The sequence below is a fragment of the Rhizobacter sp. SG703 genome (assembly GCF_012275445.1).
In the GTDB taxonomy this organism is placed as follows: Bacteria; Pseudomonadota; Gammaproteobacteria; order Burkholderiales; family Burkholderiaceae_C; genus Rhizobacter.
The window spans coordinates 441,126-454,448 of record NZ_JAAZQK010000004.1 but is presented as its reverse complement, the minus strand read 5'-3'; the positions used below and the strand labels follow the sequence as shown (position 1 = coordinate 454,448).

At 71.3% G+C, this 13,323-nt stretch carries 13 protein-coding genes and 1 tRNA gene; 9 read left to right on the top strand and 5 right to left on the bottom strand.

Annotated elements, in window-relative coordinates; translation table 11 throughout:
- Positions 1 to 87: 87 nt before the first annotated feature.
- The gene (locus FHT26_RS10290; protein ID WP_168560027.1) at positions 88 to 1,110 is read right to left on the bottom strand and encodes a pirin family protein; all 1,023 of its coding nucleotides are present in this window, start codon (positions 1,108 to 1,110) and stop codon (positions 88 to 90) included.
- A gap of 37 nt (positions 1,111 to 1,147) precedes the next feature.
- Complete coding sequence (locus FHT26_RS10285; RefSeq protein ID WP_168560026.1) at positions 1,148 to 1,399, bottom strand: hypothetical protein; 252 nt, start codon at positions 1,397 to 1,399, stop codon at positions 1,148 to 1,150.
- A gap of 196 nt (positions 1,400 to 1,595) precedes the next feature.
- On the opposite strand from FHT26_RS10285, the gene FHT26_RS10280 reads away from it, so the two are divergent.
- Genes FHT26_RS10280 through FHT26_RS10270 form a run of 3 tightly spaced genes read left to right on the top strand, consistent with a single transcriptional unit; the run spans position 1,596 to position 4,236 of the window.
- Complete coding sequence (locus tag FHT26_RS10280) at positions 1,596 to 2,726, top strand: sensor histidine kinase (protein ID WP_168560025.1); 1,131 nt, start codon at positions 1,596 to 1,598, stop codon at positions 2,724 to 2,726.
- A 5-nt stretch (positions 2,727 to 2,731) separates the two neighbouring features.
- Positions 2,732 to 3,496 (top strand): LytR/AlgR family response regulator transcription factor, encoded by a 765-nt coding sequence (locus tag FHT26_RS10275; RefSeq protein ID WP_168560024.1) that lies wholly within the window; start codon positions 2,732 to 2,734, stop codon positions 3,494 to 3,496.
- Positions 3,493 to 4,236 carry a GIN domain-containing protein gene (locus FHT26_RS10270; protein ID WP_168560023.1) on the top strand — a complete coding sequence of 248 codons (744 nt, stop codon included), beginning with the start codon at positions 3,493 to 3,495 and terminating at the stop codon, positions 4,234 to 4,236. Before FHT26_RS10275 ends, FHT26_RS10270 begins: the two co-directional genes overlap by 4 nt.
- 92 nt (positions 4,237 to 4,328) lie before the next feature.
- Here the strand turns inward: FHT26_RS10270 and FHT26_RS10265 are convergent.
- A tRNA-Met gene (locus FHT26_RS10265) sits at positions 4,329 to 4,405 on the bottom strand.
- 106 nt (positions 4,406 to 4,511) lie between these two features.
- Here FHT26_RS10265 and ftsY point away from each other — a divergent pair.
- On the top strand, positions 4,512 to 5,570 hold the full coding sequence (gene ftsY, locus FHT26_RS10260; RefSeq protein ID WP_168560022.1) for a signal recognition particle-docking protein FtsY: 1,059 nt from the start codon (positions 4,512 to 4,514) through the stop codon (positions 5,568 to 5,570).
- A gap of 4 nt (positions 5,571 to 5,574) precedes the next feature.
- Here ftsY and FHT26_RS10255 read toward each other — a convergent pair whose 3' ends face one another.
- A complete protein-coding gene (locus FHT26_RS10255) occupies positions 5,575 to 6,309 on the bottom strand; it encodes a DUF2726 domain-containing protein (protein WP_168560021.1) in 735 nt (244 codons plus the stop codon).
- A gap of 137 nt (positions 6,310 to 6,446) precedes the next feature.
- Complete coding sequence (gene ffh, locus FHT26_RS10250; protein WP_168560020.1) at positions 6,447 to 7,826, bottom strand: signal recognition particle protein; 1,380 nt, start codon at positions 7,824 to 7,826, stop codon at positions 6,447 to 6,449.
- A gap of 100 nt (positions 7,827 to 7,926) precedes the next feature.
- Between ffh and FHT26_RS10245 the strand changes: the two genes are divergently transcribed.
- From FHT26_RS10245 to ampD, 5 genes are read left to right on the top strand one after another with little or no spacing between them, the layout of a single operon-like run.
- Complete coding sequence (locus FHT26_RS10245) at positions 7,927 to 8,724, top strand: cytochrome C assembly family protein (RefSeq protein ID WP_056806184.1); 798 nt, start codon at positions 7,927 to 7,929, stop codon at positions 8,722 to 8,724.
- A 7-nt stretch (positions 8,725 to 8,731) separates the two neighbouring features.
- The gene (locus FHT26_RS10240; protein ID WP_210427317.1) at positions 8,732 to 8,989 is read left to right on the top strand and encodes a PP0621 family protein; all 258 of its coding nucleotides are present in this window, start codon (positions 8,732 to 8,734) and stop codon (positions 8,987 to 8,989) included.
- Positions 8,986 to 10,899 carry an ATP-binding protein gene (locus tag FHT26_RS10235; protein ID WP_168560019.1) on the top strand — a complete coding sequence of 638 codons (1,914 nt, stop codon included), beginning with the start codon at positions 8,986 to 8,988 and terminating at the stop codon, positions 10,897 to 10,899. Before FHT26_RS10240 ends, FHT26_RS10235 begins: the two co-directional genes overlap by 4 nt.
- The gene (locus FHT26_RS10230) at positions 10,896 to 12,494 is read left to right on the top strand and encodes a sigma-54-dependent transcriptional regulator (protein WP_168560018.1); all 1,599 of its coding nucleotides are present in this window, start codon (positions 10,896 to 10,898) and stop codon (positions 12,492 to 12,494) included. Before FHT26_RS10235 ends, FHT26_RS10230 begins: the two co-directional genes overlap by 4 nt.
- Positions 12,469 to 13,110, top strand: a complete 642-nt coding sequence (gene ampD, locus FHT26_RS10225; RefSeq protein ID WP_168560017.1) for a 1,6-anhydro-N-acetylmuramyl-L-alanine amidase AmpD — start codon at positions 12,469 to 12,471, stop codon at positions 13,108 to 13,110. The genes FHT26_RS10230 and ampD overlap by 26 nt, the downstream gene beginning before the upstream one ends.
- Positions 13,111 to 13,323 lie beyond the last annotated feature (213 nt).

Genomic DNA, 13,323 nt, shown 5'->3' with positions numbered 1-13,323 from the left:
AAGCACTGCGGCGAGGGCATTTGCGCGGCGACACCCACCCATCGGCTCACCCGATGGGTTCGTCACGCGGCGTCGGATGGACGGGCGTCAGGGCCGCTCGTCGGCGCCATCGGGGCGCCGCGCGAAGCGCTGCGGCTCGGCGCCGTGCACCGGCGCGTTGTCTTTCCAGGGCCATCCGCCGAAGCCGGTGCGCCGGTAGTCGGTGAAGGCCTGTTGCAACTCTTGCTGCGTGTTCATCACGAACGGGCCGTACTGCGCGACCGGCTCGCCGATCGGCCGGCCCTGCAGCACCAGGAACTCGGCGGTGTCGGCCCCGTTGACGAGCTCGACCGCGGCGCCGGCGCGCAGCTCGATCGCCGCATGGCGGTCGACCGCGACGCCGTCGACCGTCACCGCGCTGCCGACGAAGAAATACAGCTTGCGCCGCGTGCCGTCGCCCTGCGCGGCCGGCAAGGTCCAGCGCGCATGCGGTGCCATCCGCAGCGTCCAGATCGCGAGGTCGGCATCGGGTTGCGACGCCCATGAATCGGGCGGCGGCGCGAGCGGATCGGCCACGCCGTCCATCCGGCCGGCGATGCAGACGACCTCGGTCTGCCGGCCGCCGTCGTCGGTGTGCACCCGGTGCGGGATCTGCTCCGACCAGAACATCGTGAAGTGGGGCGGCACCATCTTGCTGCGTGCCGGCAGGTTCAGCCAGATCTGGAACAGCTCGAGCCGGTTCGGCGCATCGCGCTTCAGCAGCGGGAACATCTCGGCATGCACGATGCCGCGGCCGGCGGTCAGCCATTGCACGTCGCCGCCGCCGAAGCGGGCGATCGCGCCGAGCGAATCGGAATGGTCGACCAGCCCGTGGCGCACGATCGTCACCGTCTCGAAGCCGCGGTGCGGGTGCGACGGGAAGCCCGGCACCGTCATGCCGTGGTACATGCGCCAGCCGTCGAGGCCGGCGAAGTCCTGGCCGAGGTCGCGGCCGGTCAGCAGCGCATCGGGGCCGAACTGCGCATTGCCGCGCGGGTAGGCGTCGTCGTGGTGGACGCAGAACAGGAACGGGTCGAGGGTCTCCCACGGAAAACCGAGGGCGCCGACATGGAGGATGGCTTCACCGGGCATGGCGCGCAGTGTCCCTCAATCCGTGCCGGCCTGCCGCTCAGGCCGTGCTCGTCGCCTGCCGCGTCAGGCGCACGCCGTTCTGCGCGATCGTCATCGTGCCGTCTGCATCGACATTCACCGGCCGGCCGTCGGCCAGGCGGTATTCCGATTCGCCGGTCGGCTCCCAGTCGCCGCCGAGGCCGGGCGCCGCGTCGAGCCGGGCCAGGTGCTCGAAGCCGTGCACCACGTAGTCACGTCCGTCGTCGCCGTGCAGGCGCAGGGTTTCCAGTTGGTGAAGCCGCTTTTCCATCGAGGTCTCCTGGAAGGTGGATCGTCGGCCGATTGAACTGCAAGCCGGCGGCACAAGCCACCCGGGGCGGCAAGGCCGTGGGGCGGGAAGGGTTTCGAACGCCAGGTCGACCGCGAGCAGACCCATTTCGATCCCGCGATCTGGCGATCGGTCGCAGCGCGCGGCCGCGCGCTGCGCGACTCCCTAAGATGCGTGCATGCCCGACCACCGCGCCAGCGCCATTCCCCTGCCGACCGGCGGCAGCACGCGCCGCGCCGACTGGACGCCGTGGCTCGCCTATGCCGCCGGCTGCCTGCTGTCGTGGCTGCTGTACGTGCTGGCCGGCACCGAGTTCCAGCGCGGCCTCTGGCAGCTGTGGGAGGCGGTCTACCAGGCCACGCTGCAGCTGTGGCCGGCGATGCTGCTCGGCGCGGTCGTGCTGCCGTGGGTGCGCTGGCTGCAGGACCGCATGCCGCGCCCGGCCGCCGCGATCGCGCTGCATGCCGCGTGCGCACTGCTGTTCGGCGCGCTGTGGCAGGCGCTCGATTTCGCGACCTCGCTGCTGCTGTTCGGCGCCGACCATGCGTTCGCGGTGTTCTCGCAGACGCTGCTGTGGCGGGCGATCTGGGGCGCCGTCGTCTACGCCGCCATCGCGACCGGCTTCACCGCGCTGCTCGAAGCCCGCCGTGCGCGCCGCGCCGCGCTGGCGGCCGCGCAGGCCGAATCGGCGCTCGCGCAGGCCGAGCTGGCGGCGATCACCGGCAAGCTGAATCCGCACTTCCTGTTCAACACCTTGAACACGCTGATCGCGCTGACCCGCAAGGACCCGCAGGCCGCCGAAGCGGCGCTGATGCGCTTTGCCGGCATGCTGCGCTACGTGCTCGACAGCAAGCGCAGCGCGGCCGACCGGGTCGCGCTGGCCGACGAGGTGGCCTTCGTGCGCGACTACCTGGCGCTGGAGAGCCTGCGCCTGGGCGGGCGGCTGCAGATCGACTGGCAGCTCGACCCGGCGACGCTGCAGGACGAGATCCCGCCGCTGAGCCTGCAGCCGCTGGTCGAGAACAGCGTGCTGCACGGCGTGGCGCCGCGGCTGCAGGGCGGCTGCATCCGCATCGTCAGCGAGCGCAACGGGCTGAACCGCGGGCTGGACCTGACGGTCGCCGACGACGGTCCGGGCTGCGATCCGGCACGGGTGGCCGACACCGCCGAGGGACAGGCGCCGCGCACCGGCATCGGCCTGAACGCATTGAAGCGCCGCTTCGCGCTCGACTACGACGGACGCGCACGCCTGCGCGTGCACACCGCGCCCGGCGCCGGCTTCCGGGTGGACTTGTGGATACCGCAATGAACGACATGACGACGACCCGCGTGCTGATCGCCGAAGACGAACCGCTCGCCGCCGATGCGCTGGCCGACTGGGTCGCGCAGATGCCGCAGCTCGCGCTGGTGGCCACCTGTGCCGACGGCGTGTCGGCGCTCGCGCAGATCCGCGCGCTGCGGCCGCAGCTGGTGCTGATGGACATCCACATGCCGGGCCTGAACGGGCTGCAGGTGCTGAAGGCGCTGGCCGACGACGGGCCGCGGCCGGCCGTCATCTTCACGACGGCGTACGACGAGCATGCGCTGGCCGCCTTCGAGCTGCATGCGGTCGACTACCTGCTGAAGCCGTTCGCGCGCGAGCGGCTGGTCGAGGCGATCGAGCATGCACTGGCCTCGGGCGTGGCGCAGGCGCAAGAGGTGCAGGAGGCGACCGCGCAGGCGGTGAGCGCGCTGGAGCAGGCGCCGACCGAGCCGCTGACACGGGTGCTGGTGCGCGACCAGGGGAAGATCTTTCCGCTGCATGTCGACCAGATCGAGTACCTGCGCTCGGACACCAAGTACACCGCGCTGGTCAGCCGCGGCCGCAGCTTCCTGGTGCGCCTGCCGATCGCCAGCTTCGAGCCGCGGCTGGACCCGGCGCGCTTCATCCGGCTGCACCGCGGCTGCATCGTCAACCTCGATTTCGTCGACGCGATGGCGCCCGACGAGAACTCGCAGCTGGTGGTGCAGATGCGCGACGGCAGCCGCATCACCGCCAACCGCGACGTGTCGCGGCGGCTGCGGGAGCAGTCGCTGTGAGGGCGTTGCGGCGGGTGATGGCGCGCGCGTTGTCGGGCCTGGTGTCGGGCGTGGTGCTGGCGCTCGCCGGCTTGGGGGCGCAGGCACAGCCGGCCGCCGCGCCGGTCGGCCGCGTGGTCGCGCCGGGGGCCTTCGACCGGATCGAGATCGACGGCAGCGCGCGCATCCGGGTCACGCAGGGCGAACGCGAGCAGGTGTTCATCCCCGGCGACGAGTCGGCGCAGCGCGGCGTCGAGGTGGACCTGGTCGACCGACGGCTGCGCATCCGCGCCGGCGACGGCTGGAAATTCTGGCGCGAGGATCGGCCGACGATCGACGTGCAGGTGCGGCAACTGACGCACGTGACGATGTCGGGCGCTGGCGAGGTGCAGGCGCCGGGACCGGTCCGTTGCGACCAGCTGGTGATCGGCATCTCGGGCTCGGGCAGCGTGCGCTTCGACGAGCTCGCCGCGCGGCAGTTGCGCTTCGACATCTCGGGCGCGGGCGACGGGCAGCTGGCCGGGCGCGTCGAGCAGCTCGAGCTCAACGTGTCGGGCCGCGGCAAGCTGATGGCCGATCAGTTGCGTACGGCGCGCGCGAAGGTGGCGATCAGCGGCGTCGGCACCGCCGAGCTGTGGGTGATCGACGACCTGCAGCTCGCGATCTCGGGCGCCGGAAGGATCGACTTCTGGGGGCACCCGGTCGTGCGGCGCGCGGTGTCGGGGATGGGGAACATCACGCCGCGGGGGGACAAGCCGTGACGCTGGCTGTGCGACCGTGAGATCCACCGCTCGAAGGCATGCCATGAATGACAAAGCCCGCACAAACGAATGTTCGTGCGGGCTTGCTGATCTGGTGGCGCTTCAGGGATTCGAACCCCGGACCTGCGGATTATGATTCCGTCGCTCTAACCGACTGAGCTAAAGCGCCTGAGCCTCACATTATAGCCAGGGTTTTGATCACTTCCGGTCGACCTCGGCACACGTTGTCGTGGGACCCTTCACACTCTCGCTCTCACACGACCGACCTGCCTCGAATGTTCAGCTTCTTCAAGAAAAAACCGGCCCCTGCCGATGCCGCGCCGTCGCCCGCCGTCGTGCCGCCGGTTCCTGCATCGCCGATTGCCGCACCGCCGGCGGCCACCGCACCCGCCGCCATCGCCTCCGAACCCGAACGCCGCAGCTGGGTCGACAAGCTGCGCGGCGGCTTGCGCAAGACCGGCTCCAGCATCGCGCAGGTCTTCACCGGCACGCAGATCGACGAGACCCTTTACGAAGAACTTGAATCGGCGCTGCTGATGGCCGACGCCGGCGTCAAGGCCACCGAGTTCCTGCTCGACGACCTGCGCCGCCGCGTGAAGGAGGCCAAGGCCGCCGATCCGGCGCAGGTCAAGGCGCTGCTCGCCGCGGCGGTGGCCGACCTGCTGCGCCCGCTCGAGAAGCCGCTGCGCGTCGGCGAGCACGCGCCCACCGTGATGATGGTGGTCGGCGTCAATGGCGCCGGCAAGACCACCAGCATCGGCAAGCTGACGCGCCACCTGGCCGACAGCGGGCAGAAGGTGCTGCTGGCCGCGGCCGACACCTTCCGCGCCGCCGCGCGCGAGCAACTCGCGGTGTGGGCCGAACGCGCCGACGTGCCGGCGCAGCAGGCCGGCTCGGTCGAGATCGTCTCGCAGGCCGACGGCGATCCGGCCGCGGTCAGCTTCGATGCGGTGGTCGCCGGCAAGGCGCGCGGCTGCGACGTGGTCATCGCCGACACCGCCGGACGCCTGCCGACGCAGCTGCACCTGATGGAGGAGCTGAAGAAGATCAAGCGCGTGATCGCGAAGGCCCAGCAGGGCGCGCCGCACGAGGTTCTGCTGGTGATCGACGGCAACACCGGCCAGAACGCGCTGGCCCAGGTCAAGTCTTTCGACGACGCGCTCGGCCTCACCGGCCTGATCGTCACCAAGCTCGACGGCACCGCGAAGGGCGGCATGCTGGCGGCGATCGCGCGCGAGCGGCCGATCCCGGTCTACTTCATCGGCGTCGGCGAAAAGCTCGAGGACCTGCAGACCTTCAGCGCGCGCGAGTTCGCGCAGGCGCTGCTGGACTGAATTTTTATCGTATGCGCGGTGAACTGCCGGAGCGGGGAATGTTCGCCGGCGGCGCGGCCGGGGCCAGCGGGGCCGGCGCCGAATCGATGTCGTCGAACCAGGTCGACGGCGGCGGTTCGCGCATCTCGAGGCCGTCGTCCTCGTCGGCCTGGTGGCGGCCGACCGGCTGATAGCCGGCGGTCGTCGACGGCGCGTGGGTCGACGGCGTGCTCTCGCTCGACTTGTTGCCGAGGATCGCGTTGCGTGCGCCGGTCGCGCTCGGCAGCGCATCCTCGCGCCAGACGTGCAGCGGAATGCCGGCGGCTTCGAGCACGCGGTCCATCCGGTTGTGGCGCTGCGAGGTGCGCTCCTTCTCGTGCGCCTCGGGCGCGCGGATGTCGACCACCGCGATCACCTGCGAGCTGCTGTCGCAGACCACCAGGTCGGCACACAGCAGCCCGACGCGGCGCAGCCACTCCGAATACGAATGCCGCGTCGGCACCTTGACGAAGCGCGCCAGCGGCACCTGCGCCAGGATGATGTGCTCCGGCAACCCGCCGCGCAGCGCGAGGTAGGCCTTGCGCTCGGCGGTGGTCAGGATGCGCGTGGCCTGCGGCTGCCACGACTGCAGCGTGTCCAGCGCCTCCAGCGAGCGCGGCTTGTTGCGCTTGGCGGCGGCGGGCTTGGCGCTGCGCGTGCTCATCTTCCAGATCACCAGGCCGCCCACCAGCACCAGGGCGGCGATCAACAGCAGTTCCATCTCGGGGTCCAGGTCCGTGTTGGGGAGCAGCGCGGCCTTGGCAGGCGGCGCGCGCGAGGTCCGTCATTGTGCCGCCTGCCGGGCGGTTGCAGCGCGTCAGCAGCCCACCGGTTCGGGGTGGGATGTGACAAGTCGTCTCAGCGCAGGCCGCCCGGGCCGCCCAGGCCCTTCAGGCCGCCCATGCGCTTCATCATCTTCATCAGGCCGCCGCCCTTCATCTTCTTCATCATGCCCTGCATCTGCTCGAACTGGTTCAACAGCCGGTTGACCTCCTGCACCTGCACGCCGGCACCGGCGGCGATGCGCCGCTTGCGGGTGGCCTTCAGCAGCTCGGGCTTGCGGCGCTCCAGCGGCGTCATCGAGTTGATGATGCCCTCCATCCGACGCACGTCGCGCTCGGCGCGGTCCATGTCGGCCTGGCCCAGGTTGCCGGCCTTCGCGGTCATCTGGGTCGGCAGCTTGTCCATCAGGCCCGACAGCCCGCCCATCTTCTTCATCTGGCTGATCTGCGACAGGAAGTCGTTCAGGTCGAAGTTGTCGCCGGACTTCAGCTTCTCGGCCAGCTTCTGCGCCGCCGCGACATCGACGCCCTTCTGCACCTCCTCGACCAGCGCGACGATGTCGCCCATGCCCAGCACCCGGCCAGCATGGCGCTGCGCGTCGAACACCTCCAGCCCGTCGATCTTCTCGCTGACGCCGGCGAACTTGATCGGCGCGCCGGTCACCTGGCGCACCGACAGCGCCGCACCGCCGCGCGAATCGCCGTCGGTCTTGGTCAGCACGATGCCGGTCAGCGGCAGCGCCTCCTTGAAGGCCTTCGCGACGTTGACCGCATCCTGGCCCTGCATCGCATCGACGACGAACAGCGTCTCGACCGGCTTCAGCTCGGCATGCAGCGTGCGGATCTCGTTCATCAGCTGCTCGTCGATCGCCAGGCGCCCGGCGGTGTCGACCAGCAGCACGTCGAAGTAGTGGCGCTTCGCATGGTCGAGCGCGGCGCGCGCGATGTCCAGCGGCCGGTCGGTGGCGCTCGACGGGAACCATTCGGCGCCGGCTTGCTTCGTCACCAGCTTCAGCTGCTCGATCGCGGCCGGCCGGTAGACGTCGGCCGACACGGTCAGCACCTTCTTCTTGCGCTTCTCGATCAGGTGCTTGGCCAGCTTGGCGGTGGTGGTGGTCTTGCCGGCGCCCTGCAGGCCGGCCATCAGGATCACCGCCGGCGGCTGGGCCGCGAGGTTGATGTCGGAGACGCCGTCGCCCATCGTCGCCGCCAGCTCGCGGTTGACGATGCCGACCAGCGCCTGCCCGGGCGACAGCGAGCCGACCACCTCGGCGCCGAGCGCCTTCTCCTTCACGCGGGCGATGAAGTCGCGCACCACCGGCAACGCGACGTCGGCCTCGAGCAGCGCCATGCGCACCTCGCGCAGCATGTCCTGCACGTTGCTGTCGGTGATGCGGGCCTGGCCGCGCATCGTCTTGACGAGCCGGCTCAGGCGATCGGTGAGGGTGGAAGCCATGGGGCGAAGCGGGCGCGAAGGACGCGGCCCGCGAAAGTACACTGTGGACCATGAGTTTATCGCCCAGGGTTGCAACGCATTGAGCTCGCCGTCGACATGGATGCTGTGGGTGCCCAGTGCCGCCGCCCTGCTGGCCTACGCCGCGGCGGTGCTGCTGGGCGAGCGTCGCACCGAAGCCGCCGGCCCCGGCGCCGCGCCCCGCCGCGCGCTGATCGCCGGCTGGATCGCGCATGCGCTGGCCATCGTGGTCGACATGGCCGGCATCGGCAGCCCGATCTCCGGCGCGCGCTTCGGCTTCGCGCCGGCGCTGTCGGCCACGCTGTGGCTGGTGATCGCGGTCTATGCCGTCGAGAGCCGCTGGGTGCCGTTGCCCGGCGTGCGCCGCTGGCTCGGCCTGCTGGGCGCCGCCGCGGTGGTGCTGGCGGCGATCTTCCCCGGCGAGTTCCGCCCGCAGGCGGTGTCGGCCTGGGCGCCGCTGCACTGGGCGCTGGGCATCGCGTCGTACGGCCTGTTCGGTGCCGCGGTGCTGCACGCGGTGATGCTCGACACCGCCGAGCGGCGCATGCGCTCCAACCTGCGCGCCGCGTCGCGCACCGGCATGCCGCTGCTGCAGCTCGAGCGCCTGACCTTCCAGTTCGTCACCGCCGGTTTCGCGCTGCTGTCGGCCACGCTGCTGCTCGGCTGGTGGTTCACCAACCCGTGGCGCTGGGACCACAAGGCCACGCTGTCGGTGCTCGGCTGGATCGTGTTCGCCGGGCTGCTGATCGGGCGCCAGCTGCTCGGCTGGCGCGGCCGGCATGCGATCCGCTGGCTGTATGCCGGCGCGTTGCTGCTGCTGCTGGCCTATGTCGGCTCGCGCTTCGTGTTCGAGGTCGTGCTGCACCGCACGGTCGCCTGAGGTCCGCATGGGAAAGTTGATCGTCCTGCTGGTGGTGGTGTTCCTGATCGTGTGGCTGGCGCGCGGCGGGCGCCCCGGCCGCTCGGCACCCCCCTCGCCGACGACGCCGCCGCCTGCGAAACCCGCCGCAACGCCCGACACCATCGTTGCCTGCGCGCACTGCGGCCTGCACCTGCCGCAGGCCGATGCGCTGCCCGGTCGCGGCGGCGTGTTCTGCGGCGAAGCCCACCGTGCCGCGTTCGAGCGCGCACAACCGCCGCAATGAGCAGCACACCGCCGAAGCCCGAGCGCCGGCGCAGCGACCGCCGATCCAACGCGCGCGCGACCACCCGCCCCAGCCAGGAATCGTGGTTCGGCGCGCTCGGCGAGGACACGCAGGCGCGCGAAGGCTGGGCCGAGGACGAGTCGCGCTACGACGGCAACTGGCAGGCCGCGCAGGCGGCGCAGGCCGACAGCAATTTCCTGACGCGCCAGGCGCGGCGCCTGATCGGCTCCGGCCAGACGGCCTTCCAGCGCATCTACGGCGCCTTCATCAGCGCGCGCGCGGCGCTCGGCGTCGCGCTGGTCGCGACGATGGTGGTCGCCGCGTTGTTCGGCGTCCGGCCACCGTGGCCGGTGGTCGCCGTCAGCATCGCCTACGCGGCGCTCTCGCTGTCGATGTGGGTGCTGCCGCGCTATCGCCGCTCGGCCGCCCCGCGCGAGCTCGCGCGGTTGCGCAGCCCGCAGTGGATCTCGACGATCGGCGTCGACATCGTCTGCTTCGGCGCGCTGCACTGGATGTCGCCGGCCTCCGGGCTGAACTACGTCGCGCTGCTGGTGCTGCCGGTGCTGATGGCCGGCGTGCTGACGCCGCGCCTGATGGCGCTGGCCACCGCGTCGGTCGTCACGCTGGCGCTGCTCGGGGTCGCGTGGCTGTCGGTGCTGGCCGGCGGGGCCGACGTCACCGCGCTGATGACGCAGGCGGGTCTCGCCGGCAGCGGCTTCTTCGTGATCACGCTGCTGGCCGGCGAGCTGGCCGGTCGCCTGGCGCGCGAAGAACTCACTGCGCGCGGCAGCCTCGAACTCGCTCGCCAGCAGGCGCAGCTGAACCGGCTCGTCATCGAGGAGATGCAGGAGGGCGTGCTGGTGGTCGACCGGCGCGGCCGCGTGCGCACCGCCAACCCGGCCGCGCGTGCGCTGCTGGCGCCGAGCGGCGTGTCGCGCGAGGCACCGTTCCAGCTGCAGGGCGTCGAGGCGTGGAACGCGCTCGTCAAGTCGGTCGAGCGCGCATTCGCCGAATCGACCTGGCCCGAAGGCGGGCGCGACGTGCTGCTCGATTTCGATTCCGCGCCGCCGCGCACGCTGCGGGTGCGGGTGCGCTTCACGCGGCGCCAGGCGCCCGACCCGAGCGAAGAGCTGTGCGTGCTGTTCGTCGAAGACGTGCGCAGCATGCAGGCGCGCACGCGCCAGGAGAAGCTCGCCGCGATGGGCCGGGTGTCGGCCGGCATCGCCCACGAGATCCGCAACCCGCTGGCCGCGATCTCGCAGGCCAATGCGCTGCTGTCCGAAGACGCCACGACGCCGGGCCAGCGCCAGCTGACGCAGATGGTCACCGAGAACGTCGGCCGGCTGAAGCGCATCGTCGACGACGTGATGGAGGTGGCACCGAGCGAGGTGCAGGACGGCGGCCCGATCGATGCCACCGCGCTGGTCGCCGCCGTCTGCAGCGAATGGGCGCGCACCGCCGGCATGCCGATCGGCGGCGACAGCCTGCTGCGGGTGCGGCTGCCCGAGGAGCCGCTCGGCGTCTTCTTCGACCCGGAACACCTGCGCCGCGTGATGGTCAACCTGCTCGACAACGCCAGGCGGCATGCGCAGCAGACGCCCGGCGGCGTGCGGCTGACGCTGTCGGCGCGCGACGACGTGCACGTGGTGCTGAGCATCACCAGCAACGGCGAGCCGATCCCGCCGGAGGTCGAGCGCTACCTGTTCGAGCCTTTCTTCTCCACGCGCAGCCGCGGCACCGGCCTGGGCTTGTATATTTGCCGGGAACTGTGCGAGCGCTACGGCGCGCGCATCGATTACCGGCTGCGCGCCGCCAGCGAGCCGAACCGCAACGAATTCTTTGTCGCGATGCGGCGCAAACCGCTGGCGGGCATCGAAGCGCCCGAGACCCGACTGCACCTCACATCATGAGTTCGCCTTCCCACTTCAGCCTGCTGGTCGTCGACGACGAACCGGACCTGCGCACGTTGTACGAGCTGACGCTGTTGCGCGAGGGCTATGACGTCGAGACGGCGGGCACCGTCGACGACGCGTTGCTGCACCTGAAGGACCGCACGTACAGCGCCGTCATCACCGACATGCGGCTGCCCGACGGCACCGGCCTCGACCTGCTGCGCCGGCTCGAAGAGGGCAACCGGCGCGAGAAGGCGATCGTCATCACCGCCTACGGCTCGGCCGAGAACGCGGTCGAGGCGCTGAAGGCCGGCGCCTACGACTACCTGACCAAGCCGGTCGACCTGAAGCAGTTTCGCGCGGTCGTCGCGTCGGCGCTCGGCCGCAGCGCGGCCACGGTGCCGACGATGGTGCCGTCCAGCCTGCCGTCCGAGAACGGCGGGGCGGCGACGTCTTCCGGCCCGTCCGCCGCCCGGCCGGTCGCGCCGGCGCCGGCCGCGCCGCCGGTGCCAGCCGGCCCGGTCAGCCAGGCGCTGATGCGCATGGCCGGCCAGTCGCAGGCGATGCAGCAGGTGCGCCAGCTGATCGACAAGGTGGCGCGCAGCATGGCGCCGGTGCTGGTGAACGGCGAGTCCGGCACCGGCAAGGAACTGGTCGCGCGCGCCATCCACGAGATCAGCCCGCGCGGCGCGCAGCCTTTCGTGCCGGTCAACTGCAGCGCGATCCCCGAGCAGCTGCTCGAGGCCGAGTTCTTCGGCTACCGCAAGGGCGCGTTCACCGGCGCCGCCGAAGACCGCGAGGGCTTCTTCCAGGCCGCCAACGGCGGCACGCTGTTCCTCGACGAGATCGGCGACCTGCCGCTCGCGATGCAGAGCAAGCTGCTGCGCGCGATCCAGGAGCGCTCGGTGAGGCCGGTCGGCGCGGTCGTCGAGCAGGCGGTCAACGTGCGGCTGCTCAGCGCGACCCACAAGGACCTCGGCGCCGAAGTGCAGGCCGGCAAGTTCCGCCAGGACTTGTACTACCGCCTGAACGTGATCCAGATCCGCGTGCCGCCGCTGCGCGAGCGCCTCGAAGACCTGCCGTCGATCTGCGACCGCGTGCTCGACCGCATCGCGCGCGATGCCGGCGTGTCGCCCGCGCCGCGGCTCACGCGCGACGCAATGGTGCAGCTCAGCCGCTACAGCTTCCCCGGCAACGTGCGCGAACTCGAGAACCTGCTGCACCGCGCGGTCGCGCTGACGGTGGGCGACGTGATCGACGTCGCCGACCTGGGCGTCTCCGAACTGGTGTTCAGCGACAGCGAGGCGTCGGAGTTCGACGCCACGCCGGTGGTGTCGGCCAAGCCCGTCGCCGCTGCGGCCGTCGCCGAAGCCGCGCGTGCGCCGGCCGCGCCGGTGCAGGCGCCGCTGCCGAGCGATCTCGCGGCCTACCTCGACGACATCGAGCGCGACGTGCTCGAACGCGCGCTCGAGCGCTACCGCTACAACCGCACCGCGGCCGGTGCGAGCCTCGGGCTGTCGCTGCGCCAGATGCGCTACCGGATGGCCCGCCTCGGCGTCAACGTCGGCGGCACCGACGACCCGGTCGATGTCGAGCGCGGCGAACCCGGCTGAAGCGGCCGGCACGCCGGCGCAGGACGAGCTGCCGGCGCTCGCGATCGACGCCGACGGCTGGTGCGCGCAGGCCCGCCGCTGCGAATCGCCGAACTTCGGGCCGCGGCCGCCGGGGTGCGCGGTCGAGCTGGCGCTGATCCATTCGATCAGCCTGCCGCCCGGCGAATACGGCGGCGATGCGATCGAGCGCCTGTTCGCGAACCGGCTCGACTGGGACGCGCATCCCTATTTCCAGCAGATCCGCGGGCTGCAGGTCTCGTCGCACTTCGTCGTGCGGCGCGACGGCGAGCTGCTGCAATTTGTCTCCTGCGACCAGCGTGCGTGGCATGCCGGCCGCTCGGCCTGGCGCGGGCGCGAGGGCTGCAACGACTTCTCGGTCGGCGTCGAACTCGAAGGACTCGAAGGCGAGCGCTTCGAAGACGCGCAGTACGAGCGGCTGCTGCCGCTGCTGCGTGCGATCGCGCGGCGCTATCCGCTGCAGGGCGTGGCCGGACACGAACATGTCGCGCCCGGCCGCAAGATCGACCCGGGTCCGGGCTTCGACTGGCCGCGCGTGACCGGCGCGCTGCGCTGGCACCGTCGGTATTTTCCCGAGGGACTGCGCGCGCCGCGCTGAGTCCTGCACGCCGATGCACGCGTTCGTGCATCGCGACAAGCCAGTTCTCATCGGCGTCTCGGACGCAAATCGCGCGGAGCGCAAGGCTGCTGGCGGATGCGCCGATACAGGCGCAGCGCTGGTGGGCGCCGAGGCCGCGCGATGCACTTTCACGATGCGCGGCAGCGCCGCGGCGGAGCACCCCCTTGTTTGGCAGGACGCTACAGCTAGTGC